Origin of the sequence: Shewanella sp. Arc9-LZ (assembly GCF_010092445.1) — a bacterium.
Taxonomy (GTDB): Bacteria; Pseudomonadota; Gammaproteobacteria; order Enterobacterales; family Shewanellaceae; genus Shewanella.
The window spans coordinates 410,042-434,576 of record NZ_CP048031.1 but is presented as its reverse complement, the minus strand read 5'-3'; the positions used below and the strand labels follow the sequence as shown (position 1 = coordinate 434,576).

The following is a 24,535-nucleotide window of genomic DNA, read 5'->3' as shown; positions in this document are numbered from 1 at the left end:
ACAAAAATAAGCAAAAACCGCTTAACAGACCTCTTCTAACTGAATTTATAGTCTCTTGCTTCTGCGTTATCGCCTACACCTACAGAGCAACGACATATCTCACAATCAGATGTTTATAAACGTCCATAAACCACAGTTAAATTCATTATGAAGATCTGTGGCTCTTAGTTAAGTGAATGATTAATATCTAACTGATTTAATGCAAAAAAGTAAAAAATGTAAATAATGTGTACTTTTTAATGATAATGAATATCATTACCTTTTATTCATTATTTGTTAATCGGTATACCTATGTTATTCAAGCCTAGCCAACTGGCTATTGCGACACATTGTGCATTATTTTTATTAGTACTCCCTGCAACGCATGCCAATGCAGAATCTTCAACACAAGCCACAGAAAACAAAGCTTCAATGGAGCGAATGATTATTACAGGCAGTCGCTCTGCTGAACGGATAGATGAAGTCCCTTCTTCTGTCACACTTATTGAACAACAAACCCTCGAACGAGATATGTTAGTCACCTCGCAGTTACAAAATTTACTCGCATTTCGCGTTCCTGGATTAGCACCAAGTACGGGCACATCAAGTAATTCTGGGCAAAATCTTCGTGGTCGCGCAGCGTTAGTGATGATTGACGGCGTGCCTCAGTCAACGCCATTACGTAATGGTCAATTAGGCATAAGCTCTATCGATGCCGGTGCCATTGAACGTATCGAAGTGATTAAAGGAGCCACCTCTATTTATGGCAATGGTGCCTCTGGTGGCATTATTAACTACATCACTAAGCGTGCCAGCGAAGACAAAGCACGAATTAATGTTGGGGTTTCCAGTAAATTTAGCGCAGTAAAATTACAAGATAGTGCCGGTTATCGAGTCGATACGTCCATAGACGGTACGATTGATGACTTTAGCTATGTATTTAGCGCCATTACTGAAAAAACAGGTTTAGAACGTGATGCCGAAGGCGACGTTATCGGATTGGTCTATGGTTTATCAGAAACTAAATCGAATAATTACTTTACTAAACTCGGCTATCAACTCGACGATGACAAGTCAATTCAACTGACTTATAACTACTACGAAGCCCAACAAGACGCAGACTTAATTGATGTTATTGGCAGTGTTAACTCTGGCGAAAAAACCTACGCCATTGAAAATACTAGCGGCATAGTAAAACCCGGTGTACCTCAAGGGCCGCGCGGTAATCATAACCTAATGTTAAAATACGTCGACCAAGAGATATTTATTAACACCCAATTAACCGTTGATGGTTATATGCAAAAAATAGAAAATATGTTTTTCTTCTCAACTGCGTTAGCTAATCCAAGTGAAGGTTACGAAGGAGGTCAATCAATCATCAAGTCCGAAAAGAAAGGCTTACGGATTAACTTTGCTAGCCAAATTGACTGGGATAACATCGAATCAACCTTTATCTACGGCATTGATGCACTTGAAGATGTTAGCTCACAACCTTTGGAAGATGGTCGAATTTGGGTACCAGAAATGGACATGCGCAACTTAGCGGCCTATTTGCAAACCAAGTTTGTTGTTGCTGATGATTGGGTTTTTAAAGCCGGTATTCGCCAAGACAGTGTCGACTTAAGTGTTGAAGATTATCAAACATTGAAACTATGCAGTACCGCAAGCACTTGCTCAGTACCTTTTGATGTTACAGGCGGCGAGCTTAACTATGACTCCACCACCTATAATGTTGGTTTGCGCTACAATATGAACCCGCTATTTAGCCCTTTTATTAGCTTCTCTCAAGGTGCTGACATATCAGATATCGGTCGCCTGTTACGCTCAGCCACGGTTAATGATATTGCCCTAATCCGCACCGAAGCATCAATTGTCGATAACTACGAAGTTGGCTTTTCAGGTCAGGTCGGTGATGTAACTTATGAAATTGCCGCGTACCGAAGTGAATCAGAACTCGGCACCAGTAATACTTTTGATGCAACTACAGGCGTGTATTTACCGGTTCGTGCACCGCAAAAAATTTGGGGCTACGAAGCACAGCTAGACTACCATGTACAAGATAATCTGAGTACGGGTTTAAGCTATAGCTGGATTGAAGGTAAAGACACTGAAAATGATACCTATCTAGATGGTAGCACCATATCTGCGCCTAAATTTACTGCTTATGTAAACTGGCAACCAGTTGAAGATGCGAATGTCGGCATTAATTACATGTATGTCGGTGACCGCAAACGCTTTGAGCAAGTTAATGGCCAATATGTTGGTAGCCAAGGTCCTATAGAACATTATAACGTTGTTAATCTTGCCAGTAGCTATCAGATCAATAACTGGCAATTATCACTTGGAGTAGAAAACTTACTCAATGAAGATTACTTTTCAGCAAGATCACAAGCTTATACTTACGGGGGATACAATACTAAATCTCTGGGCACCACCATTAATGTGGGCGTAAAGACCAGCTTCTAAAGCTAAAAAGTCACCATAAGAAAGGGCGTAAACAATAATTTGTTTACGCCCTTTTTTAAATTCAGCAAGGCGTTAATGCAACCCCACGAGTAGTCCAGCATTAAAAGTGATGCGATACCTGCAACACCACTTCTCGTGGTGCACCCGGGAAATGACCATTACGTTCAGAGAAACCGCTCACGGCATATTCTTTATCAAACAGGTTTTTCACATTTAGCTGAAACTGGGTATCTTGCCACGTAGTTGTCCAGCTCATATCAAACACGGTATAGGGTTTAACACGCTGCGCATCTGCACTCATTTGCTCACTGACATAATCTGCACCCAGTGCAATAGCAGAATTCAAACTGTCAATATCATAACGCGTCCACAAACCTGCTTGATGACGCGGCGCATTAATAAACTTACTGCCATCGGCATAGGTATCGCCAATATCGCCTTGAGTAACACGAGTATCGTTATAGGCGTAATTAGCCATAACAGTCCAATTAGGTGTTATATCTCCCACCAACGTAAACTCAAGTCCTTTACTTTCAACTTCACCTAAGCTTACTAACGCAGGGATTCCGTCATCATTGCCCGTGTCAGCAGGATTATTCATGGCGACATCTTTTTTATTAATTTGATACACAGCTAACGTGGTCATCATGCTGCCATTAAACCACTGATTTTTTATCCCTAGTTCAACTTGTTCACCCATTTCAGGTTCTAAGCTACTGTCTTCACTCGCCGTTTCTTGATCGCCAAGCGAGGTCGGATTAAAACTTTCTGCATAATTAACATAAAATGATGTATCGGTGGAGTATTTATAAACAATACCACCACGCGGTGATACATGATTATCACTAAACTCAAATCCAGTTTCTTTATCAAAATCGTTAAAATGATCGTAACGTAGCCCCACCAATAACAACCATTTCTCGCTTAAACTGATTTGATCTTGAACATATAAACCCGCGCGTTCGGTTTTAGTGCCATCACGTTCTTGGTCTTGTAAGTTATAAGTCGAAGGATCAGTTTCACCGTAATTAAGATCAAAAATGTTTAGATTAGCGACACCATCAGCCTCATAACGGGCACGCCAATAATCATAATCGCTGTTTACGTGATGGTAATCTGCTCCAAATAATAAGGTTTGCTCAATACCAGTATCTAATCGATATACAAAATCTGAAGTCACACTGACTTCTTGGTTAGCGCGATACTGTTTACGATATTCACGTTTAATGGTTTTATCATCAATATTGGCTTCGCCATCACCATTAACGTCAACCCAACTTTGTGATTCGTGATATCCCTGAACACGCTCGTTATCAAGGTAACGCACTGTGGTATTAACACTTAACTCATCGCTAAAATGATGCTGTAAGTCAGCTTGTAATATTGTTGCTTCAAGGTTTTGATAGTCGGATTTTTCATTAGCGTTATAGCTTGGATCAACCAAAAAGTTACCATCATCGTCAACGGGAACGCCACGCAAACGATTACCACCTAAGTCTTGTTTGATATAATCAATCGTTGTTGTGAGTGTAGTGTCATCGTCAAGTTGAAATAATAATCCACCTGTTAACTCGGTATTTTCAGAGTCGGCATTATTTCGAAAACTGTCTTTTTGCTCATAAAAACCGCCTAAACGATAAGCAATTGAATCCGTTAAACCACCTTTAGAATCAATTGACCCGCCCATACGGTCGTTATCGCCTGTGGTTAATGTCACTTCAGTATCTTGGACAAAACTCGGCTTTTTGCTGACATAATTAATCATCCCGCCAGGCTCACCACCACCGTATAACGCAGCTGCTGGACCTTTTAACACTTCAACTCGTTCAATATTAAATAGCTGTGGTACCCCGAAACCAGAAAAAGGGTCGCCTCTTACACCGTCATAAAACACATTGCTGTCATCACGAAAGCCACGAAAGGTCACCCCTGAATAACTATAAGTGCTCACACCCGCAATAGAGCGGTATAAATCGGTGATTTCGCGTGCTGCTTGGTCAACTATCAACTGTTCATTCAACACCTGCACCGATTGCGGTAAATCCATAATATCGGTTTCAACTTTGGCACCCACAGACGTAGAAGATTCACGATAAAAGGTTTGTGCCCGCCCCATTACAGTTATTTTCTCAATCGACTCAGTCAAATCAACGTCGGTCGCTTTCTCGTTCGCACTGACACTCAGTACAGGTAGCAGTAGACTTAACATCCCAATATTAATGACGTTCAAATGCATAACAGTTTACTCATCGGCAACAGTAAAATTTGGCCGCAATATATCACCAAACACTAATGAAAACCATTCTCATCTGATAATTTACATTTGTGCTTGTTTGTTAACGATAAAGTCAGTTTATGTTTAAAGGTTTTGTTGTTGAATGAGTATTTATTATCGACTAGGTCAGGAAGATCGAGGGGCATAGCTAACAATAGAGTAGAACACTCGTGTTAATAAATCATCCATTTGTAAATACTTAGCGTTCCGACGACGTTTACTGAACGGATGTAGTCAACTCCAACAGTAGATCGACTGCCGCAAGTATTGGATAGTAATGAAGCTAAAACATAGAGAAACAATAACCAACATCAACTTGGGTTGACTATTATAAGGTTACGACACCAATATTTTCGTACTAACGATAAAAAAAGGCCTCGCATTGCTGCGAGGCCTTTTTTATAAAGAGGTGAGTTGGCCGATAAGCCGGGTCCTGTCGTGGACAGTTATTCATCTAGGCCTGCAATCGCTCACAGGCTCAAGCAACCTACCCGGTTCCAACGCGAGCAGCGCCATGCGGAACCCTATTTGGTCTTGCTTCGGGTAGAGTTTACCTTGCTACGGACTATTGCTAGCCGCACGGTGCGCTCTTACCGCACCCTTTCACCCTTACCATCTTTAGCCTAAGCCAAAATGGCGGTTTCCTCTCTGTTGCACTTGTCGTCGGTTCACACCGCCCAGGCGTTACCTGGTACCCCGCTCTTTGAAGCCCGGACTTTCCTCCCCGTACTTGCGTACGCGGCAACTGTCTGGCCAACTCGGCGCGGATTATAGCCTAAGCAGCGCAACAAACCAATGCCAAAGCGAGCGGCTTTTTATAAATCCAGTTCTAAACCGTATTTATATAGGGCATTTTTCTTTAAACCATGAATTTGCCCTGCTATAGCGGCGGCTTTTTTAAGCGGCAACTCTTCACAAAGTAACTTTAGGGTAGCAACGGCAACCGCTGGAATACCTTCTTCATCAGATAATGTAAAGCCATGGCACATAATGACCATTTCGCCTTTTTGCTGATTATCATCAGCTTCAACCAGCGTTAATACCTCTGCAGCGGTGCCAGATAAGAAGGTTTCGAAGGTTTTAGTGACTTCTCGTGCCATTACCACTTGCCTATCGGCGCCTAAAACGTCAACAATAGCGGCGAGGCTATAAAGAATACGGTGAGGAGATTCGTAAAATATCAAAGTACGAGGATCTTCTTTAAGAAATTCAAGTTTATCGATACGGGCTTTTTCTTTTGACGGTAAAAAACCTTCAAAACTAAAGCGATCAGACGGTAAGCCTGATGCACTTAAGGCCGTAATCGCTGCGCATGCCCCAGGCAAAGGTACGACTCGATGGCCAGCTTGACGAACATGGTTAACTAAATGGTAGCCGGGGTCAGAAATTAACGGCGTCCCAGCGTCAGAAATGAGCGCGATTGATTTGCCTTCATTTAATTGTTCAACTATCCATTGTGCTCGGTCACGTTCATTGTGATCATGTAATGCCGTTTTACGGGTTTCAATACCAAAGTGACTTAGCAGCCTTCCGCTGTGGCGAGTGTCTTCACAGGCGATTAAATCAACCTGTTGCAGCACCTCTATTGCCCGAGCGCTGATGTCGCCAAAATTACCAATTGGGGTGGGAACAATATACAGCGCGACCATTTGGTCCATAATTACCTCGATAATGAATCTACCTGATACTTTCGCCAAGCGTAAGAGCAGGTTAAACTAGTGACAGCATCTTACCAGAGTGAAGCCAAGTGTTAAAAAGACTGAATACTACAAAATTCGTGTGCGCGTTGATTTTCTCTGTATTGGTGGTCGGTTGTGCCACCAAAAAACAGCAGGATAATGTTGACGCTAGCGCATCGCTCGTTGCCGCTGAACATCCAGCTAAAATTTATTTGGCTGAGGCAACGAATAGCAGTTTACCAGAAAAGCGTGATCGTTATTTATTACTCGCCGCTCATGCTTATATCAATGATGGTAACTTTAATTCTGCCGCTAATGTATTAACGTCAATGCAGAAGTCGATGGTGAACGTTCCCTCGCTTCAAGCGGAGCATATTTACTTGCGCGCTCGCATTGTCGAAAAAACCAATAGCAGCCAAGCCGCATTAGATATTTTACAGTATCCACCACATTGGCAACTACCACGCTGGCAAATGGCAAGTTATCACCAATTTAAAGCCAAGCTGTACAAAAATACTCAACAGCCAATTGATCAGGTTAAGCAGTTAAGTCTATTAAGCAACTACTTACCAAAATCTGAAACCACAGCGATCAATAATGTTATTTGGAAGTTACTACAACCTTTATCCGAAGAAACTGTGCAGTCGTTTATGCGCGATCAATCGAATCCGATTTTTGCTGGTTGGTTACAATTAACCTTTATCGCTAAACATTACGCGGTTGAGCCGACGCAATTGGTGCGTTATTTAGGTGAGTGGCAGCGTAATAATCCTTATCATCCAGGCGCGGTTAAGTTACCTGCTGATTTAGAAAAAGCGCTTAATGCCAAACCGTTTAGACCGCAAAATATAGCGGTATTATTACCGTTAAGTGGCCCACGCGCTGTGGTTGCGGAACCTATTCGTCAAGGTCTTTTATCGAGCTATTTATCTGATTTTGATAGCAATGTCTCACTTAACTTTTATGATACTCAGCAAGGGGTTGCGGCCGCTTATCAACAAGCTGTAGCCAAAGGCGCAGAATTTGTCATTGGGCCATTGTTACCCAATGAAGTTGAAGAACTACAGAAAATTAACGATAAACAAAAGACCACAGTGCCACAGCTGTATTTGAACCAAACAGATACGTTTACGCCACAACCAAACCTGTTTTACTTTTCATTGTCCCCAGCACAAGAAGCCAGTGACGCTGCACATAAGCTCTATAGCGATGGGGTAAAGTTGCCACTATTATTGGCCAGTAACGATCCGATTGGCAAACGTATGGCCGACAGCTTTAAGCAAACTTGGCAAACCTTAACCAGCAATGATGCCGAAGTGTATTTCTATGATGCTGGCGACCAAATGAAGGTAACAGTTCAAGAAGCATTAGGTGTGAAAGATAGTCAAGCGCGTATTAGCAGAATGCGTGATTTATTGGGTAGCCGCTTAGAATCAGATTTTCGTTCTCGCCAAGATATTGATGCGATTTACATGATTTCGGGTTCACAAGATTTAGCCCTGCTAAAACCCTTTTTAGACGTTAACTTTAGTGTGTTCTCTGAACCCGTAACCTTATATACCACTAGCCGTAGCCGTCTTGAAAGCGAGTCAGCGCAGTCGGCACAAGAGTTAAATAACTTGATCATTAGCGATGTACCTTGGCTAATGCAACCTAGCAGCGAAACACAGCTGGTTTCTGAGCTTTGGAGTGGTTGGAATAACAGCCAAAAACGCCTATATGCAATGGGTTTTGATGCCCTTGAATTGGTTAATCGTTTAGCGCAAATGCGCGCTTTCCCGGGATACCAATTTATTGGCCGCAGTGGTGCATTATCAGTGAAACCTAATGGAGTGATAGATCGTCAACTTTCTTGGGGAAAATATAGCCAAGGACAATTAACACCACTATGAACAGTGGACAATTAGCTGAGCAACGTGCGCGAACTTACCTTGAACAACAAGGTCTAACGTTTGTAGATGCTAATGTTCGATACCCATTTGGTGAAATAGATTTAATTATGCGCCAGCAAGATGTCTGGGTGTTTGTAGAAGTAAAATTTAGGTCGTCAAATCAGTTTGGTGGCGCCTTAAATGCGTTAACAAGTAAGCAAATCACCCGGATAAGATTAGCCGCTGAGCATTATTTACAACGACAAAAATTAAATCCACCTTGTCGCTTTGATGTCATTGCGATGAATATTGATGAAATAAACTGGCTACAAGGCTGTTTTTAAGCGGCAATTGATTACCATAACCTTGATTTATGGCATCATATAGTCAAATTACCGAGTCTAACTGATGAGCGACGATAAAAAAGCTGATCAGAGACATACGTAGACATAATTTAGCGTAAGGATTGTTGCATGTTAGAACGTATTAGAGATAGTTTCACCGAATCGATTCAGACTAAAATTGATGCTGCTGAAGCATTACCTGAGTCTATTGAAAAAGCTGCAGAGATGATGGTGCAATGTCTACTTGGCGGTAATAAAATTCTGTCATGTGGTAATGGCGGCAGTGCTGGCGATGCTCAACACTTCTCTGCTGAATTATTAAACCGTTATGAAATTGAACGTCCACCGCTGCCTGCTATTGCATTAAGCTGTGACACTTCAACGATTACTGCTATCGCCAACGATTATAGCTACGATGAAATCTTCTCGAAGCAGATTTTTGCACTGGGTCAACCAGGCGACATTTTATTGGCTATTTCAACCAGTGGTAACTCTGGCAACATTATTAAAGCCATGGAAGCAGCGTTAAGCCGCGACATGACTATTGTTGCACTAACCGGTAAAGATGGCGGCGCAATGGCGGGCTTGATGAGCGCAGGAGATGTCGAAATCCGCGTACCGTCAAATGTTACTGCACGTATTCAAGAAGTTCACTTACTGGTTATTCACTGTTTATGCGATAACATCGACCGCACCTTGTTCCCACAGGATGAACAAGCATGATAAAAAGGTTACTCATCATCTCAGTCCTGGCGATGCTGCAGGGGTGTGCTGGTGCAGTCATGGTTGGTGCCGTTAGCGGTGCCAAGATGGTTAACGATGAGCGCAGCATGGGCACTCAAATCAGCGATACTAATGCAGACTTTGTTATTGCTAGCGCGCTATCAAAACATGATGACCTTAATAATCAAACCAATATCGCCGCGGTTGTGATGAACAACAATGTATTGATGATAGGTCAAGCACCTAACTCAATGCTGCGTGATAAAGCGATTAAAGTGGTGCAAGATTTACAAATTGGCGGCAAAATACATAACCAAATTCGTATTGGCACGCCAACGTCATTTACCACTCGCAGCAACGACACTTGGGTAACAACCAAAGTCAAAGGCCGCATGTTAAATGAAAAATCGCTCGATATTACTCGAGTGAAAGTGATTACCGAAAACGGCGAAGTCTTCTTACTTGGGTTAATTGACCGCAAGCAAGCTGATTTGGCGGTTGATATCGCGCGAAATACTGCAGGCGTTCGCAAAGTGATTAAGGTTTTTGAATACACTGAATCTTAATCCTGCAGTACATTTTTATTATCGCGATTTAGAAATTCATCCTGCATTTTGCTCGATGAATTTTTTTTGGGATCTTTTGGCTTGTATCCACGGGATAATCAGCGACGGCAACACAATAAACCCAGCCCCAACCCAACTTAAACCATCAAGCCATTCATCAAAAAACAACCAACCAAAAAAGACACAAAATAATAGTCCTGTGTATTCAGCCACCACAATTTGACTGGCTTGTGCTTGGCGATAAGCCAACGCGCAAAACCACTGATACGCCAATAAAAACACATTACTCGACACCGCAATAGCCACTAAAGACCAACCAATTGCCTCTATGCCTTGCACCAATGCCATGACCAACACCAAAGGAATACTGAGTAAGTTATATAGCATTAACGTTACAACAGGGCTTTCGGTACTGGGGAGTTTGCGCAATGCCAACTGGTTTATCGCAAACATAAATGCAGAGATGAGTACTGCAATTCCAAACCAATTAATTTCACTTGGTCGTAGCAAAATAATGATGCCCAGAAATCCTAAAATAGCTGCCAGCCAATGTGCAGCGGTGACGCTCTCTTTTAAAAATAGAAATCCCATTAATACAATCATTAATGGCGCCGAATAAAACAACGAGCTTACAGTGGCGATAGGTAGCGCAATTAACCCCATAATTAAGCATACAGCTCCAATAGCGCCAGTATTAGCTCGCACTAAGTGCACCTTTATATGGCGACTGATTGGTTTTTTAGCTACAAACCACAATGGCAGTAACATTAATACTGATGTTAACTGTCTGATTAACAGAAATGTTGCAGCGCTACTGCCCTCTGGAAGCCATTTTATAGACACATCATACATAGCACTAAAAAGGTTACCGACAACTAATAACATCATGCCAATCGCTATTGTGGATTTCATTACACTTACAACCTTAGGACCAATAATTGGCTGCATCATATAGTTATCAATTAATAACGAATAATGATGTTTTTAATCCATTCATGAGTTAAATTCATACCTCATAAATTTCAATAAAATAAATTCATATTTGAGGTGTATATGCGCAAACTGCCGCCATTGCGGGCACTACAAATTTTTGAAGCGGCCGCAAGGCATGCTCACTTTTCTCGGGCGGCAACTGAACTGTGCATTACTCAAAGTGCGGTATCGCACCAAGTAAGACTGCTTGAAGCGCATTTTGGCGAACGATTATTTATCCGCGAAGGTAGGCAGCTCTGCTTAACCAGTAAAGGCAATGTGCTTTACCATGAACTGGAGCGAATATTTAATGAGTTGAATGATTTAAGCATGCAAATCACTGGCGATTGTAATGATCAGCTCCGCTTAGCGGTATACAGTTCATTTGCCATTAAGTGGCTGATTCCTCGCTTAAGCGATTTCCATCGCTTACATCCACAGATTAAAACTCGCCTGGATATGATCACCGATGACCCGCTGATGAGTGATAGTGTTGCTGATATGTTTATTACTGGTCAAAGTGGACAACCGGGTTATGTGCATCGCATGTTACACCAAGAGAGACTGATCCCAGTGATCTGCCCGGGGCTATTAAATACCGACCACTCGGCGCTGAGTGTATTACGGCAACATGCATTACTCACTGTAGATGAAGGGCCAATTGGCTTTGATTGGGAGCGTTGGTTAAAGGTTAACAGCATCAGCATAGCGGCTACGCAACAACAGCATGTATTTAGCCATGTGTTGTTAGCTATTGAAGCGGCAATTGCAGGTCAGGGGATCGCGCTGGCATCAGATTTTATGGTAGAACGGGATATTAGTAAGGGAGCATTAGTCGCACTTGATTTACCCGCTATGTTGACTGGATTTGAATTCAATTTTAGTTGTAAACAGCGACGTTTAAAGGAGCCCGCTATCGCTGCATTCGTGCAATGGTTAACCAAAAAATAAGCCAGCACGTTGCTGGCTTATAGATAACATTAGCTGAAATAATACTTACACAATCAGACCAATTTTTTCGTACACTTTTTTAATGGTGACTTCTGCACGAGCTTGAGCTTTTTCAGCACCTTCCGCCATCACTTGGCTTAGATATGCATTATCGGCGCGGTACTCTTTAAAGCGAGCTTGTAATGGCTCAAGCATTCCTACGACAGCTTCACCAGTAGCCACTTTTAAATGACCGTACATTTTGCCTTCAAACTCTGCTTCTAAAGACGCAATCGACTGACCAGTACAACCTGACATTAAGCTGAGTAGATTCGACACACCTGGCTTTTGTTCCATATCAAAACGCACTACTGGTGGCTCTTCGCTGTCGGTCATGGCTTTTTTCACTTTCTTTAAAATCGCTTTAGGATCTTCAAGTAAACCAATGACGTTATTACGATTATCGTCAGACTTAGACATTTTCTTAAGCGGGTCCTGCAATGACATGACCTTAGCGCCGTGTTCAGGAATAAACGGTTCTGGGATAGTAAACGTGTCGCCGTAAGCATTGTTAAAACGAGTTGCGATATCGCGGGTGAGTTCTAAATGTTGCTTTTGGTCTTGCCCAACAGGGATCTCATTGGCTTGATAAAGCAAAATATCTGCAGCCATTAGAACAGGATAACCGTATAAGCCAACGTTAATGTTATTGGCATGCTTTAACGATTTATCTTTAAACTGGGTCATGCGGTTTAACTCACCCATTTGGGTGTAACAGTTTAATACCCATCCGAGTTGAGTATGCTGCGGTACTTGCGACTGAATAAACACGGTGCTTTTTTTAGGGTCAACACCGCAAGCAAGGTATAACGCTAACGTATCTAAACACGCTTCACGCAGTGCTTTAGGATCTTGACGCACGGTAATGGCATGTAAATCAACAACACAATATAGGCAATCATGGCTATCTTGCATGGCAACCCATTGACGAAGTGCGCCCATATAATTACCTATGGTTAATTCGCCTGATGGCTGCGCACCGCTAAGAACTATGGGTTTGGTCATGTGTTTATTGCTCCAGATTATCTTTTTAAAATTCAAATTATTATGAAAGTAAGTATTGCTCTATATCAGCAAAGTTTTCGCATATCGCATGCGGGCTGCTAAGACCGATATCTTCGCCGTAGTTGTATCCGTAGGTCAAGCCAATAGACATAACATTCGCAGCTTTAGCCGCTAAAATATCATTCTTTGAATCACCTATCATCAGTAATTGCGATTCATCCAACTGCCATTGTTTAAGCAAATGTTGTAATGGCATTGGGTCTGGCTTCATTTTGGCCAATGAATCACCACCGAGAACTTCAGAAAATAGGTCATCAAGACCAAAAGCTGTTAGTAACGGCACGGTAAAACGATATGGTTTATTGGTAACGATAGCCAGTTTAAAACCTGCTTGTTTTAACTGCTGTAACGTGTCGACAACTCCCGGATATAAACGACTATGTTTTTGTAAGTGCTCACCATAATGATGCATAAATTGTGGCATAATTTGCTCAAGTATTACCTGCAGATCAGGAGCATCTTCTGGCATAGCAGACACATAACTTAACGCACGTTGCATTAATACTTGAGCACCATTACCTACCCAGCTACGAACCAATGCTTCAGTCACTGGTTGGTATTGGTTCTGTGCTAATGTGGCGTTTGTGGCCGCTGCCAAATCAGGCACACTGTCGATTAACGTACCATCTAAATCAAAAGCGATTGCGCGAATATTTGACCATTGCATCATGTAAAGTCCCACTGGATATGGATAAAGAAATTATGATATCGAAGCGAGTTCGGCACGCATTTGATCAATCACCACTTTATAATCGGGTTGATTGAAAATTGCCGAACCAGCTACAAACATATCTGCACCCGCGGCCGCTATTTCAGCAATATTATCGACCTTAACGCCACCATCCACTTGCAAGCGAATATCAAAACCACTGGCATCAATAAGCGCGCGAACTTGGCGAAGCTTTTCTAGCGTATGTGGAATAAATGACTGACCACCAAAACCAGGATTAACTGACATCAATAAAATAACATCGAGCTTGTCCATTACATGATCTAAATAATGCAGTGGTGTGCCAGGATTAAAGACTAATCCAGCCTTACAGCCAGATTCTTTAATCAACTGCAGTGTGCGATCAACATGTTCTGACGCTTCTGGATGAAAAGTGATAATTGAAGCACCGGCTTTGGCAAAATCAGGAATAATGCGATCAACGGGTTTAACCATTAAATGTACATCAATATCAGCGGTGATCCCGTAATTACGCAACGCAGTGCATACCATTGGGCCTATTGTTAAATTTGGTACATAGTGATTGTCCATAACGTCGAAATGAACAACATCTGAACCCGCATCTAATACGGCTTTAACATCGTCACCTAAACGGGCGAAATCAGCAGACAAAATCGATGGTGCAATTAAAAATGGGCGCATAATCTTCTCTATTGGCAGATCAAAGTGACGACATTTTACCCTTTGCAGCCGCAAGCCTCTAGTCTAACAAGGGAAATAACCACTATCCTCAATAGAATTTAGTTAAAAACTAGACCATAAGTCGGATTTGCTATCTTTTATACAGAAACCAGTGTTCAATAACTAAGCTATTTTGCTATAATGTAAAAAGTTGTTATCTTATAGTGGTCCAACTGAATATTTAATACCTGTTGTAGCATCAATCGAGTTTACACCATGGATAGGGCACCCTTTATGGTAAAGCAATTATTACGCAAGTTTTCTGGTCGTGATGGCAAATTATTGTCAGCACCGGTTTTTGCTGTATTTGCTACGTCTGCATTGGCGTTATTGTTAAGCCAAGTATTGATGGCCAACGAAAGTAATTCGGCCAATAGTAAGGCCTGCGTCTGCAACAGCACCACCAACTACAATGCAAGTTTACCCAGTAGTCACCCTACAAATCGTTGTGCAGAGCAGTCGAATGATGTCAGTTGGGGTAATTGGATTACGGGTAATAGCCGTTCAAGCCAGTTTCACTTTATTGATTTACTTGAGTTAATCCACGGTCACAAAGACAAACCTTTGAATGACATGCCAACCTCAGGCAACCCAACTCAGATATCGCGTTAATGTCACTTTGGCGGGTATTTAGCAGCACTGTAGCGGCCTTTTTTGGCGTGCAGACAGAAAAAAATCGCCAAAAAGATTTTCAAAATCAATCCCCATTACCGTTTATCATTATGGGCATTATCTTAGCCATTGCCTTAGTCATTTCCCTAATACTCATCGTAAACCAAGTATTAAGTTAACGGATAGCTTTCGTTATCCGCTCTTTGCAGCATTACTCTTCTTCACGATAATGATGATCATATAGCGCCATAATTTCATCCACTTTATTGCGTGAACCGCCTTTAGGGCTAATATTACGCTGTACCGAAATCGTTGAACAAGATGCACCACGATATAATTCTCGCGTTAACGGAATATCATGATTACTGATCAATACCGGAATATTTCTCTCATGGGCAATAAGCCGTGAATGACGAGCAAGTAATGCTTGATCATCTAAGCTAAAACCCGGACCTGCATAAGTGGTGAAACTGGCTGTAGTTGATAACGGCGCATAAGGCGGATCACAATAAATAACGTCACCGCTGTTCGCCATATCAAAGGCTTGTTCGTAACTGATACATTTAAAGGTCGCTTTTTGCGCTTTTAATGAAAAATAACGAATTTCAGTTTCTGGAAAATAAGGCTTTTTGTACGAACCAAACGGCACGTTAAAACCACCTTTGCGATTATATCGACATAAGCCATTAAAACCATGGCGATTCATGTACAGAAAATATACCGAACGAATGAAAGGATCGCTACAGAGATTAAATTCAGCACGAATACGGTAATAAGCATCTTTGTCATTCATATGATCGACAAACATGGCCTTTGCCGCTTGAATATATTTATCTGGCTGTTGCTGAACAATTTGATATAAATTGATTAGGTCTTGGTTGATGTCACACAATAAATAGTCATCAAACTGTGTATTGAGGAATACCGAACCTGCCCCAACGAAAGGCTCAATCAGTCTATTTCCAGCTGGAAGGTGTTTTGCTAGCTCATCAACGAGCTTATATTTACCGCCTGCCCACTTTAGAAAGGCTCTATGCTTTTTTATCATGAATAGGAATTATGCCAGCAAAATTAAAGCTGATGATTGTACTCTGTTTAACGACAATTATCATCGGATAAAGCAGATTTATTCGTTGATTTTTCATCCTATTGACTTGGATGCTGCAGAATATGAAGATTGTTAATCTTGTCGCTTATAATCACTTAAGTCAGCCCACTTTCTTACCCAGGGAGCCGCTAATCCATATTGTTTCTGAAGGCTTTTAGCTTTTGCGGAGGCTGCCGATGCGGTTTCAAAATCACCCAGCAATATAACGTGGCGTTGTTTGTAACTCATTATGTAAACTTGCGGCTCTTTTGCCAGTTTAACTAAAATCGGTGTAAGTGAATCTTTGTCATTCACACTGGCAAGTTGCAGCGTAAAACCTTTCACTTTTAAATTCGGGGTATTATCTCGCTCAACAATATCATTCGGCTTACTTACCGTATTAACTTGCGCTTTGGGTAACTTACCTTGGAAAGATAAGCCTTTTAATGATGAATTAACCACTATGTCAGTATGATTATCTGCAAGAATATTTTCTATGAGGTTAGTCTCACCTTCCTCTACTAGCGAACTGTCAGCAATGATTTGCTGCTCTATGATTAAGTGCGCTTGTTCATTGGCTCTCGACTTAGTTAAGGCCAATTGCCTATGGGCAAAATAAGCGCTTAATGAACTGTCGGCATAACCAATGACATATTGAGCTGCTTTAACACGCACAGCGGATTGTTCTGCTGTTAATACTGGCGACAATGATGCCGAAATAGGAGGAGGTAATTGTGTACTTATGCCCCACCAAAGCGACACACCAGCCAATACTGTGATAAAAGCTATCATCATTCTAACTGACAGAGACCAAGATGATTGCTCTGTTTGTGGCTCTTCTAATGCTAACGCTAATAATTGAACCACTTCAGCTGGCGTCCCCTGCTGCTTCTCTAATTGCTTATGGATAATTTCACGTGGAATAAACGGTGTTTGCCGACTCCGCAATAATAAACTTTGATAGAGGCCATCGCGCTCGGGTACCGATAAAGGTTCAATAGTCACAGGCAGTAATCTAGCACGAATATCATCAGTTAATTCAGCTACTAAGGTATGCCAAAAACTGGGGGTAACAGTCACTGTAACTGCAACAGGTTTACCTGCACAATGAATTTGGCTCAGCAGAATACACTCAGCCCAAATATCTTTAGGCAATAAATCGGCATCATCGATGATGATATGTAATGGTTTTTTTAAACTAGATTGGATTCTCAGTACGGTGTCCATCAAAGGACGTTCATCATCAAAAATTGGCGCGGAGATTAATTGAACCAGAATTTTTCGACGAATTTCAGCGCTATCAGCGTGTTGAGGACAAATGATCAATGCTGAATTGTAGTCATCTAGCTCACTGGCTAATGCAGCCGTCAGTGTCGACTTACCTGAACCGTTATCACCACAAATAACCAACAACTGTTCGCTATAACTAGCAATATGCTGTAAACGCTGAATGAGCGCTTCTTGGGTAGGGAGTAACAATAGTCCTGGAGTCGTCAATGATTCACCACACTATAATTTATAGCTAGCATAGTTATATGCGGAATAATTTATACGCAGCTAATAACCCGTTTCAATAAGTCTTCACTCACATCACTAAAGACATCAGCTTTGCCTATTTCTGTAGGTAATACTAAGCGGATTTTACCACCTAATACTTTTTTATCTCGACGCATATGCTTGATAAACTGTTCAAAACCCATCGACTCTGGAGCCGTTATAGGTAAATCAAACGCTTGCATCAATCGACAAATACGCTCGACACTTTGCTCATCTAATAGATTGAGCTTACATGCTGTTTGAGCCGCTAAAACGGTACCAGCAGAGACAGCTTCGCCATGTAACCAAACACCGTAGCCCATTTCAGCTTCGATAGCATGCCCGAAGGTATGCCCAAGGTTTAATAACGCTCTTACACCTTGTTCAGTTTCATCTTGTGCGACAACATCTGCTTTAATCTGACAACATTTAGCAATAGCATAATTTAACGCGTCAGTTTGAAGCGATTTTAACGCATCTACATTTGCTTCAAGCCACTGGAAAAAGTCAGCATCCCAAATAATACCGTACTTAATCACTTCAGCCATACCTGCAGCAAACTCATTTGCGGGTAATGTCTGTAAGCAAAGCGTATCGATAATCACTGATTTAGGCTGATAAAATGCACCAATCATATTTTTCCCAAGAGGATGATTAACAGCCGTTTTACCACCAACTGAAGAATCAACTTGGGACAGTAATGTAGTTGGCACTTGAATAAACTCAATTCCACGCTGATAACACGCAGCCGCGAAACCAGTCATATCACCAACAACACCACCACCTAGTGCGACTAATACCGAGTCTCGGGCAAAGTTATGCTCAAGTAATGCGGTAAAAATATAATCTAGATGTTGTAAATCTTTAAATTTTTCGCCATCCGGCAAAATAACCGTTTCAATGCGCGCGCAAGCGCTCATCGCTTGTTGTATCTGTTGAAGATACAACGGAGCAATGGTGTCATTTGAAACAATTAAGGCTTTTTTGTTTGTTAGGTAGCGAGCAAATAGCCCGCTATCATTCATCAAATCCTGGCCAATATAAATGGGGTAACTTCTATCACCTAATTGAACCTGAATCTGTTGCATGTTGTTACCTAAAAGCCAAGTTGCTCGATAATTTGGTTTGCGACGATTTTCGCGCTTTGCTCATCAGTCTTAACGATAACATCCGCAATTTCCTCATATAGAGGGTTGCGAATTTCCGCTAAGCTTTCAAGCACTTCACGTGGATCATCTACTTGTAACAACGGGCGACGCTTATCACGCTGAGTGCGCGCGACTTGTTTGTCGATAGTTGTTTCTAAGTAAACCACTATACCTCGAGCAGAAAGATAGTTGCGGATATCTTTACTCTGAACAGAACCACCACCTGTCGCGAGAACGATACCTTGCCTTTCTGAAAGATCACCGATGACTTGAGCTTCACGTCTACGGAAGCCTTCCTCACCTTCGACGTCAAACACCCAGGCAATATCTGCACCGGTACGTTGTTCAATCTCATGATCTGAATCGTGGAAATCTAAATGCAGCATTTGCGCCAGATGGCGACCAATTGTGCTTTTACCTGCGCCCATAGGGCCTACCAGAAAAATATTGCGTTTTTCAGCCATTTCGTATACGTCTGAATCTTATATGAAAGAATGCCTTATCGACTTAAACTCAAGCCGACCTATAATTTAACCTTGCTCTAATGAGACTTGACGGAGGATTATCTCAGTTAAGGGCTACCGCTTGCAAGTCATCACAGCTATTTATCATGATTTTATTATGTCACTGATGTTTAAAACCTCAAATAAAAGGTAATGTTTTCGATTAAGTCTTTGTTAATACAAAGACTATAGGCCGATTAGCACTGCACTATCTAATTAAAGTTAATACCTTAAAACTTTAAGGAAGTTGCCATGATTACCACTAAAACGATAATTTGTTCGATTGGAGTAACGTTTAGTGATGCGCTATTTAACGCATTTAGCCATTACTCCCCCATAAATCACTGTCATAAAAAAGCCAGCAATTAAGTAGCTGGCTTTTTATTATTGCTATAGCGTGTAAAAAATTAACGTTTGTCAGCAACAATCTTAGGGGTTACAAAAATTAATAGCTCTTGGCGCTCATTTGTGTCGGTTGAATTTCTAAATAAGAAGCCAACTAACGGAATATCACCCAGAACCGGAACTTTGCTTACTCGGCTAATGAGGTTTTGCTGGTAAATACCACCTAACACAATCGTTTCGCCATTATCTACGAGTACCTGAGTACCAATACGCTGAGTATCAATCGCAACCGCTTCACCCGTTGCTGTAGCAACCGTTGTTCCTTGAGAATCTTGGGTAATTTCAAGATCTAGGATAACCCGGTCATCTGGAGTTATTTGTGGAGTCACACGTAGCGATAACACCGCCTTCTTAAAGGTCACTGTTGTTGCGCCGCTTGATGCTGACTCAACGTATGGGATTTCAACACCTTGCTCAATGTATGCCGACTTCTGGTTAGATGTGGTAATACGTGGGCTGGCAATGATCTCACCTTTGTTTTCTTGCTCTAATGCACTTAATTCTAAATCGAGTACTGTACCGTCTGCCAATTTAGCCACATGGAAAGCGATACTGGTCGCCGAGCTTGCTGCTGCCGGTAAATTAACATTGAGGCGATCGTCAATGCTTGGAATAGTACCGTTAGCAATACTCGTTGCTCCTCCAATGGTGCCAGATGTGCCCTTAGAACCTTGTTGATCGGTTATGCCCCAGCGAATCCCGAGATCTTCAGATACGTCGTCTTTCACTGTCACCATACGCGCTTCGATTAGCACTTGTTTAATAGGAATGTCTAATACTTCTATTAAGCGGTGTACGTTTTCTAAAATCTCAGCCGTATCTTTTACCAGTAACGTATTTGTACGTTCATCAACAGCAACACTACCACGAGATGATAATAACGTTGAATCCGTAGTTTTAAGTAACTCGGCAATATCGATCGCTTTAGCATAGTTTATTTGTAAGTATTCAGAATATAGTGGTGCTAACTCTTTTACTTCTTGGCGATTCTTCAGATCGTTACTTTCGCGAATGGCAAGCTCTTCACTCGGTGCCACCATTAAAATATTGCCTTCAATACGCTTGTCGAGACCTTTAGTTTGCAATATAAGATCTAAAGCTTGATCCCAAGGCACATCATCTAAACGTAAGGTAATCTCACCTTCAACGGTATCGCTGGTCACTAGGTTAAAGTTGTTATAATCAGCAATAATTTGCAACACAGTACGCACTGAAATATTTTGGAAGTTTAGTGATAATGAACGACCATTATATTTCTTTGCCTCTTTAGCGACAGAGACACGCTCAACTTTATCGACGCTAACTTTAAACACATTGCCATCTTGGCGGTAGTTATAATCATAGTTGCCATCAACATCCACCAAAATACGGGCAGTTAAATCATCTTTAAATGTTTCAAAACTATTTACCGGTGTAGCAAAGTCTTGTACATCCATAACGTAAAGTAAGTCATTGCCAATATCGGTGTTATAAAGTTTTATTTCAAGCTTTGAACCAACTTGTTCTACATTCGCCGCTACAGAACGATTGCTAAGATTGAATAATATTTCTCCACCGCCGGTTTTATTGCGGCGAAAATCAATACTACTAATACCATTAACAAATGGATTGTTTGCTTCTACCGGACCAGACACATCATCATTAATAGTTAATCTATAACTATTACCAACAATTTTACCTTGATATGGTTTTACGTTAGACATTGCAACAATGATTTGTAAATCGCCACCTTGTTGTTGTGTAGTTAACTCTATTACACCAACAGCGTTTATCGGAATTTTACTTTTATTTAAATTAGAAATAGTGTCTGAGAAATTCAACATAATTTCTGCTGGGTCTGCAGATAAATCCACAGACGGTGACACTATTGATGATTCAAAAATTAACTCTAATTCTAATTGGTGATCAACCATTGAATGATATTTGACGTCCATAAGACGATTAGCAGCTATCGCACTAGGTATTAAACCCATTAATAATACTGCGCCTAAAAACGCTCTAAAAAATAATAACTTTGTTATTGCTTTTTTTATCGCGGCAGAAGATTCCATTATTCTCTCATCCTTCGCACGTTATTTTCCTGATAATTCTAAATTGCTGGATCTTTCTGCCCAACAACCTGAACCATCAGGGATTAATTCTATAATTTCGATAAATTGCGGCGTTACTTTAGCAATTCGGCCATGATAAAGCCCTAAATACTCACCTACACCCATGCGATAAACATTGGCATCACTAGATTCGACTAAAGCCCAAATAGTACTCTCTTCACTCAATGTTCCGCGCATTCTTAAATTGTCTAATGCATAAGTTTCTAAGCGACCTTTGCGACGTTTCAAGTCTGGTTGTAAACAATCTCTAGATGTATCAATCACCTCTTCTGTCAATTCCCTTGATGGTGGAACAAAAGGACTGCGCATTAATTCAGCTTGATAAGCAAAATGTTCAAACTTCGGTGTTTGCTTTAATGGTGGTATACGGGCAACGTGTTGCGCCTTTGTAGTAGTAACAAATAGCTCTAAATCGCTGCGTTCGCCAATACAACCACTCAATAAAAACACCATTGATAACAATAAAGGCAAAAATTTCATTATTTCTGCCCCTTATCGGCCTGTTTCGTTAATTCAGCCCCTTCTTTAAAACGATACGTTTTGGCGAGAATATCCATTGATAATCCACCGGCATCGTTCTGCTTGATAGTAAAATCATGCAAACTGACAATTCGAGGTAATTTGGCAACACCACTGACCATATTACCCATTTGATGATAATCACCTACTACTGACATCTTTATCGGAAATTCAATATAGAAATCACGTTCAATTTCATCATCCCAATCTAGGCTATTAATTCTGAGGCCAGCATCTGTTGCAACAAATGTTAAATCATCTAATAAACCTGGCATTTCATTTTCGGATGGTAGCATTTTAAGCAATTCGGCAAACTGCACCTCCATCACGTCTAATTGTTCACGGTATAGCTTAAGATTAGCTGCTAAACGATATTTAGTTTCAAAATCTTCACGAAGTTGAATTTCTTTTTGCTGTTCCGCTTCCATTTGATCGATCGAATCTGAAATAAACAAATAATAACTAGCACCGATAACACACACAGATAAAAATGCAGCAAAGACAATTTTTACCAGCTTGGGCCAACCACCAATATTTTCAAAATCGATATCGTTAAATTGATCTAGGTCGAGATTCATTTTCTCGCTCCTTGGTTCGGATCAACATTAGTGACTTGTGAATCATCACGGATAGTGACACGTAATTTAAACCGCTGTAACTGTCTTAATTCTTCATTTTGCGTCACAATCGATTGCATACTCGGATCGTTAAGATAAGAAGATGTTTTAACTTTTCTCATCATATTCGCGACGTTATTATTTGATTCGCTTCGTCCTTCGATTAATAACACGCTACCTTTTTTCTCTATACTTGAAAGATAAATACCCGGTGGCACTATTCGGACTAATTCATCTAAAACATGAGTAGGTAAATTACGCGACTGCTGTAAGTTGAGAATAATTTCAGTTCGACGTTCAATATCTTTTTTACGTTCGGTAATTTTTCTAATTTCTGCTATTTGGGTATCAAGTAAGGTAATTTCTGATACTAAATATGCATTACGCTGACGCTGATCATCAGTGACAACCTCTAGAAAACCCAAAAATAAATATACTACAAGTGATGTCACTAAAAAAACTAACGCTAAAATACCGATAAAATCGCGTTTTTGCTTCTCTCTAGCTTCTTCACGCCAAGGTAATAAGTTTATGTTCGCCATTGAGCATAACTCCTTAGCGCAAGACCACATGCCACCATATATTTACTCATATTAGGTTGAAGTTGACTTTTCATAACATCATCTGCATGCAAACACCCCTGAAAAGGATCTGCAACTATGGTATGAGTGCCTAACTCGTTAGTTAGTAATTCAACCATTCCTTCTAGCTTAGCTGTACCACCACACAAAACGATATAGTCAACTTTTTCACGTCCACTGGCAGTACAATATATTTGTAAAGTTCGTTTAATTTGTTGTAACAATTGCATTTGAAACGGAGATAAAACTTCGAACATATAATTACGCGGTAATTGTCCAGTAATCTTAGCGCGTTCAGCCTCATCATGGGGCATCCCATAAAATGACACAATTGACTGAGTGAATAACTCACCGCCAAAAGCTTGCTCACGTATAAACGTCGTGTCACCATTTTCAACCACAGAGAATGTGGTCATATTGGCGCCGATATCAACCATGGCGATTGATTTATCTTTAGCGCCATCAGGTAACTGACCATAAATTAATTCTGCAGAGCGTCCAAGTGCATAAGCTTCCACATCAACAACTTTAACGTCTAGTTCAATGGCATCCAAAGAGTCTACACGTGAATCAATATTTTCTGTGCGGCATGCGCTCAGTAATACGTTAACTTTGGTTGGGTCGGTAATATTCGGGTTAAGCCTTTCAAAATCGATGCTGACTTCATCAAGTGAATAAGGAATAAGATTGTCAGCTTCAATTTCAATTTGAGCTTCCATCTCCTCTTCATTTAACGCTGCATCCATATAAATGACTTTAGTCATAACGGCAGAGCCAGAAACCGCGACAGCTGCAAACTTTAGGGATTTAGGTAAACCCCGTCGAATCTGTCTTAGCGACTCAATTACCGCTTCAGTATCACGAATATCATGATCGACCACAGCTCCCTTTCTAACAGGAACTGACGCATGATTTTGAATTTTATATCCATCCGCAGTCTTGCTCAACAAAATGGCTTTTATTTCATGGGACCCAATATCAATCCCAACCATCTGAGGTGCTTGACGCTTCCACAATTTAGAAAGCATAGTCCGTCATCACAATTCTATTATTATTTTCTAAGAGATTAGCACAT

23 protein-coding genes and 1 other RNA gene are annotated in these 24,535 nt (G+C 41.0%); 8 read left to right on the top strand and 16 right to left on the bottom strand.

All coding sequences use genetic code 11. The annotated features are described in order from the left end of the window. The first annotated feature begins 291 nt into the window (after nucleotides 1–291). Nucleotides 292–2,445 (top strand): TonB-dependent receptor, encoded by a 2,154-nt coding sequence (locus tag GUY17_RS02065; protein WP_162022152.1) that lies wholly within the window; start codon nucleotides 292–294, stop codon nucleotides 2,443–2,445. A gap of 100 nt (nucleotides 2,446–2,545) precedes the next feature. Here the strand turns inward: GUY17_RS02065 and GUY17_RS02060 are convergent, their stop codons facing one another. The 3 genes from GUY17_RS02060 to rsmI all read right to left on the bottom strand — a co-directional run bounded on the left by GUY17_RS02060 (nucleotide 2,546) and on the right by rsmI (nucleotide 6,378). Beyond that, nucleotides 2,546–4,681 carry a TonB-dependent siderophore receptor gene (locus tag GUY17_RS02060; protein ID WP_162022151.1) on the bottom strand — a complete coding sequence of 712 codons (2,136 nt, stop codon included), beginning with the start codon at nucleotides 4,679–4,681 and terminating at the stop codon, nucleotides 2,546–2,548. Between the two features lie 445 nt (nucleotides 4,682–5,126). Next, nucleotides 5,127–5,481: RNase P RNA component class A (gene rnpB, locus GUY17_RS02055), an RNA gene on the bottom strand. 54 nt (nucleotides 5,482–5,535) lie between these two features. Continuing rightward, entirely contained in the window at nucleotides 5,536–6,378 is an 843-nt protein-coding gene (gene rsmI, locus GUY17_RS02050) for a 16S rRNA (cytidine(1402)-2'-O)-methyltransferase (RefSeq protein WP_162022150.1), read from the bottom strand. A gap of 89 nt (nucleotides 6,379–6,467) precedes the next feature. Between rsmI and GUY17_RS02045 the strand changes: the two genes are divergently transcribed. The 4 genes from GUY17_RS02045 to GUY17_RS02030 all read left to right on the top strand — a co-directional run bounded on the left by GUY17_RS02045 (nucleotide 6,468) and on the right by GUY17_RS02030 (nucleotide 9,903). Further along, entirely contained in the window at nucleotides 6,468–8,291 is a 1,824-nt protein-coding gene (locus GUY17_RS02045) for a penicillin-binding protein activator (RefSeq protein ID WP_162022149.1), read from the top strand. Then, nucleotides 8,288–8,614 (top strand): YraN family protein, encoded by a 327-nt coding sequence (locus GUY17_RS02040; protein WP_162022148.1) that lies wholly within the window; start codon nucleotides 8,288–8,290, stop codon nucleotides 8,612–8,614. Before GUY17_RS02045 ends, GUY17_RS02040 begins: the two co-directional genes overlap by 4 nt. 129 nt (nucleotides 8,615–8,743) lie before the next feature. Continuing rightward, nucleotides 8,744–9,337 carry a phosphoheptose isomerase gene (locus GUY17_RS02035; protein WP_011635877.1) on the top strand — a complete coding sequence of 198 codons (594 nt, stop codon included), beginning with the start codon at nucleotides 8,744–8,746 and terminating at the stop codon, nucleotides 9,335–9,337. Continuing rightward, nucleotides 9,334–9,903: a BON domain-containing protein gene (locus GUY17_RS02030; RefSeq protein ID WP_101087298.1), complete on the top strand. Its 570-nt coding sequence runs from the start codon at nucleotides 9,334–9,336 to the stop codon at nucleotides 9,901–9,903. Before GUY17_RS02035 ends, GUY17_RS02030 begins: the two co-directional genes overlap by 4 nt. A 36-nt stretch (nucleotides 9,904–9,939) precedes the next feature. Here GUY17_RS02030 and GUY17_RS02025 read toward each other — a convergent pair whose 3' ends face one another. Continuing rightward, a complete protein-coding gene (locus GUY17_RS02025; protein ID WP_162022147.1) occupies nucleotides 9,940–10,815 on the bottom strand; it encodes a DMT family transporter in 876 nt (291 codons plus the stop codon). A gap of 141 nt (nucleotides 10,816–10,956) precedes the next feature. Between GUY17_RS02025 and GUY17_RS02020 the strand changes: the two genes are divergently transcribed. Continuing rightward, nucleotides 10,957–11,826, top strand: a complete 870-nt coding sequence (locus GUY17_RS02020; protein ID WP_162022146.1) for a LysR substrate-binding domain-containing protein — start codon at nucleotides 10,957–10,959, stop codon at nucleotides 11,824–11,826. Nucleotides 11,827–11,871: 45 nt separating this feature from the next. Here the strand turns inward: GUY17_RS02020 and trpS are convergent, their stop codons facing one another. From trpS to rpe, 3 genes are read right to left on the bottom strand one after another with little or no spacing between them, the layout of a single operon-like run. Continuing rightward, a complete protein-coding gene (trpS, locus tag GUY17_RS02015; RefSeq protein ID WP_101087300.1) occupies nucleotides 11,872–12,870 on the bottom strand; it encodes a tryptophan--tRNA ligase in 999 nt (332 codons plus the stop codon). A gap of 40 nt (nucleotides 12,871–12,910) precedes the next feature. Further along, on the bottom strand, nucleotides 12,911–13,600 hold the full coding sequence (locus GUY17_RS02010; RefSeq protein WP_162022145.1) for a phosphoglycolate phosphatase: 690 nt from the start codon (nucleotides 13,598–13,600) through the stop codon (nucleotides 12,911–12,913). A 30-nt stretch (nucleotides 13,601–13,630) separates the two neighbouring features. Then, a complete protein-coding gene (gene rpe, locus GUY17_RS02005; RefSeq protein WP_101087302.1) occupies nucleotides 13,631–14,302 on the bottom strand; it encodes a ribulose-phosphate 3-epimerase in 672 nt (223 codons plus the stop codon). 273 nt (nucleotides 14,303–14,575) lie between these two features. Here rpe and GUY17_RS02000 point away from each other — a divergent pair, with 273 nt between their 5' ends. Both GUY17_RS02000 and GUY17_RS01995 read left to right on the top strand, forming a co-directional pair. Beyond that, complete coding sequence (locus GUY17_RS02000) at nucleotides 14,576–14,953, top strand: hypothetical protein (RefSeq protein WP_242445156.1); 378 nt, start codon at nucleotides 14,576–14,578, stop codon at nucleotides 14,951–14,953. Further along, entirely contained in the window at nucleotides 14,953–15,132 is a 180-nt protein-coding gene (locus GUY17_RS01995) for a DUF2970 domain-containing protein (RefSeq protein ID WP_162022144.1), read from the top strand. The genes GUY17_RS02000 and GUY17_RS01995 overlap by 1 nt, the downstream gene beginning before the upstream one ends. 32 nt (nucleotides 15,133–15,164) lie before the next feature. Here the strand turns inward: GUY17_RS01995 and GUY17_RS01990 are convergent, their stop codons facing one another. The 9 genes from GUY17_RS01990 to GUY17_RS01950 form a co-directional block, all read right to left on the bottom strand. Then, nucleotides 15,165–16,001: a Dam family site-specific DNA-(adenine-N6)-methyltransferase gene (locus GUY17_RS01990; protein WP_101087305.1), complete on the bottom strand. Its 837-nt coding sequence runs from the start codon at nucleotides 15,999–16,001 to the stop codon at nucleotides 15,165–15,167. Nucleotides 16,002–16,133: 132 nt separating this feature from the next. Continuing rightward, nucleotides 16,134–17,537, bottom strand: a complete 1,404-nt coding sequence (locus tag GUY17_RS01985) for an ATP-binding protein (protein WP_162022143.1) — start codon at nucleotides 17,535–17,537, stop codon at nucleotides 16,134–16,136. A gap of 50 nt (nucleotides 17,538–17,587) precedes the next feature. Continuing rightward, entirely contained in the window at nucleotides 17,588–18,664 is a 1,077-nt protein-coding gene (gene aroB / locus GUY17_RS01980) for a 3-dehydroquinate synthase (protein WP_162022142.1), read from the bottom strand. Between the two features lie 8 nt (nucleotides 18,665–18,672). Continuing rightward, nucleotides 18,673–19,188 (bottom strand): shikimate kinase AroK, encoded by a 516-nt coding sequence (aroK, locus tag GUY17_RS01975; protein WP_011635865.1) that lies wholly within the window; start codon nucleotides 19,186–19,188, stop codon nucleotides 18,673–18,675. 446 nt (nucleotides 19,189–19,634) lie between these two features. After that, nucleotides 19,635–21,683: a type IV pilus secretin PilQ gene (locus GUY17_RS01970; protein ID WP_162022141.1), complete on the bottom strand. Its 2,049-nt coding sequence runs from the start codon at nucleotides 21,681–21,683 to the stop codon at nucleotides 19,635–19,637. Between the two features lie 21 nt (nucleotides 21,684–21,704). Beyond that, on the bottom strand, nucleotides 21,705–22,223 hold the full coding sequence (locus tag GUY17_RS01965) for a pilus assembly protein PilP (protein WP_101087309.1): 519 nt from the start codon (nucleotides 22,221–22,223) through the stop codon (nucleotides 21,705–21,707). Beyond that, the gene (locus GUY17_RS01960; RefSeq protein ID WP_101087310.1) at nucleotides 22,223–22,840 is read right to left on the bottom strand and encodes a type 4a pilus biogenesis protein PilO; all 618 of its coding nucleotides are present in this window, start codon (nucleotides 22,838–22,840) and stop codon (nucleotides 22,223–22,225) included. Before GUY17_RS01960 ends, GUY17_RS01965 begins: the two co-directional genes overlap by 1 nt. Beyond that, on the bottom strand, nucleotides 22,837–23,421 hold the full coding sequence (locus GUY17_RS01955) for a PilN domain-containing protein (protein ID WP_162022140.1): 585 nt from the start codon (nucleotides 23,419–23,421) through the stop codon (nucleotides 22,837–22,839). Before GUY17_RS01955 ends, GUY17_RS01960 begins: the two co-directional genes overlap by 4 nt. Then, a complete protein-coding gene (locus tag GUY17_RS01950) occupies nucleotides 23,409–24,488 on the bottom strand; it encodes a pilus assembly protein PilM (protein ID WP_101087312.1) in 1,080 nt (359 codons plus the stop codon). Before GUY17_RS01950 ends, GUY17_RS01955 begins: the two co-directional genes overlap by 13 nt. Nucleotides 24,489–24,535: the final 47 nt, after the last annotated feature.

Excerpts from the sequence above, each read along its gene's own strand:
- GUY17_RS02065 (WP_162022152.1), top strand. The coding sequence starts at position 292 with ATGTTATTCAAGCCTAGCCAACTGGCTATTGCGACACATTGTGCATTA.
- GUY17_RS02060 (WP_162022151.1), bottom strand. The coding sequence starts at position 4,681 with ATGCATTTGAACGTCATTAATATTGGGATGTTAAGTCTACTGCTACCT.
- rsmI (WP_162022150.1), bottom strand. The coding sequence starts at position 6,378 with ATGGACCAAATGGTCGCGCTGTATATTGTTCCCACCCCAATTGGTAAT.
- GUY17_RS02040 (WP_162022148.1), top strand. The coding sequence starts at position 8,288 with ATGAACAGTGGACAATTAGCTGAGCAACGTGCGCGAACTTACCTTGAA.
- GUY17_RS02035 (WP_011635877.1), top strand. The coding sequence starts at position 8,744 with ATGTTAGAACGTATTAGAGATAGTTTCACCGAATCGATTCAGACTAAA.
- GUY17_RS02030 (WP_101087298.1), top strand. The coding sequence starts at position 9,334 with ATGATAAAAAGGTTACTCATCATCTCAGTCCTGGCGATGCTGCAGGGG.
- GUY17_RS02025 (WP_162022147.1), bottom strand. The coding sequence starts at position 10,815 with ATGAAATCCACAATAGCGATTGGCATGATGTTATTAGTTGTCGGTAAC.
- GUY17_RS02020 (WP_162022146.1), top strand. The coding sequence starts at position 10,957 with ATGCGCAAACTGCCGCCATTGCGGGCACTACAAATTTTTGAAGCGGCC.
- trpS (WP_101087300.1), bottom strand. The coding sequence starts at position 12,870 with ATGACCAAACCCATAGTTCTTAGCGGTGCGCAGCCATCAGGCGAATTA.
- GUY17_RS02010 (WP_162022145.1), bottom strand. The coding sequence starts at position 13,600 with ATGATGCAATGGTCAAATATTCGCGCAATCGCTTTTGATTTAGATGGT.
- rpe (WP_101087302.1), bottom strand. The coding sequence starts at position 14,302 with ATGCGCCCATTTTTAATTGCACCATCGATTTTGTCTGCTGATTTCGCC.
- GUY17_RS02000 (WP_242445156.1), top strand. The coding sequence starts at position 14,576 with ATGGTAAAGCAATTATTACGCAAGTTTTCTGGTCGTGATGGCAAATTA.
- GUY17_RS01995 (WP_162022144.1), top strand. The coding sequence starts at position 14,953 with ATGTCACTTTGGCGGGTATTTAGCAGCACTGTAGCGGCCTTTTTTGGC.
- GUY17_RS01990 (WP_101087305.1), bottom strand. The coding sequence starts at position 16,001 with ATGATAAAAAAGCATAGAGCCTTTCTAAAGTGGGCAGGCGGTAAATAT.
- aroB (WP_162022142.1), bottom strand. The coding sequence starts at position 18,664 with ATGCAACAGATTCAGGTTCAATTAGGTGATAGAAGTTACCCCATTTAT.
- aroK (WP_011635865.1), bottom strand. The coding sequence starts at position 19,188 with ATGGCTGAAAAACGCAATATTTTTCTGGTAGGCCCTATGGGCGCAGGT.
- GUY17_RS01970 (WP_162022141.1), bottom strand. The coding sequence starts at position 21,683 with ATGGAATCTTCTGCCGCGATAAAAAAAGCAATAACAAAGTTATTATTT.
- GUY17_RS01965 (WP_101087309.1), bottom strand. The coding sequence starts at position 22,223 with ATGAAATTTTTGCCTTTATTGTTATCAATGGTGTTTTTATTGAGTGGT.
- GUY17_RS01960 (WP_101087310.1), bottom strand. The coding sequence starts at position 22,840 with ATGAATCTCGACCTAGATCAATTTAACGATATCGATTTTGAAAATATT.
- GUY17_RS01955 (WP_162022140.1), bottom strand. The coding sequence starts at position 23,421 with ATGGCGAACATAAACTTATTACCTTGGCGTGAAGAAGCTAGAGAGAAG.
- GUY17_RS01950 (WP_101087312.1), bottom strand. The coding sequence starts at position 24,488 with ATGCTTTCTAAATTGTGGAAGCGTCAAGCACCTCAGATGGTTGGGATT.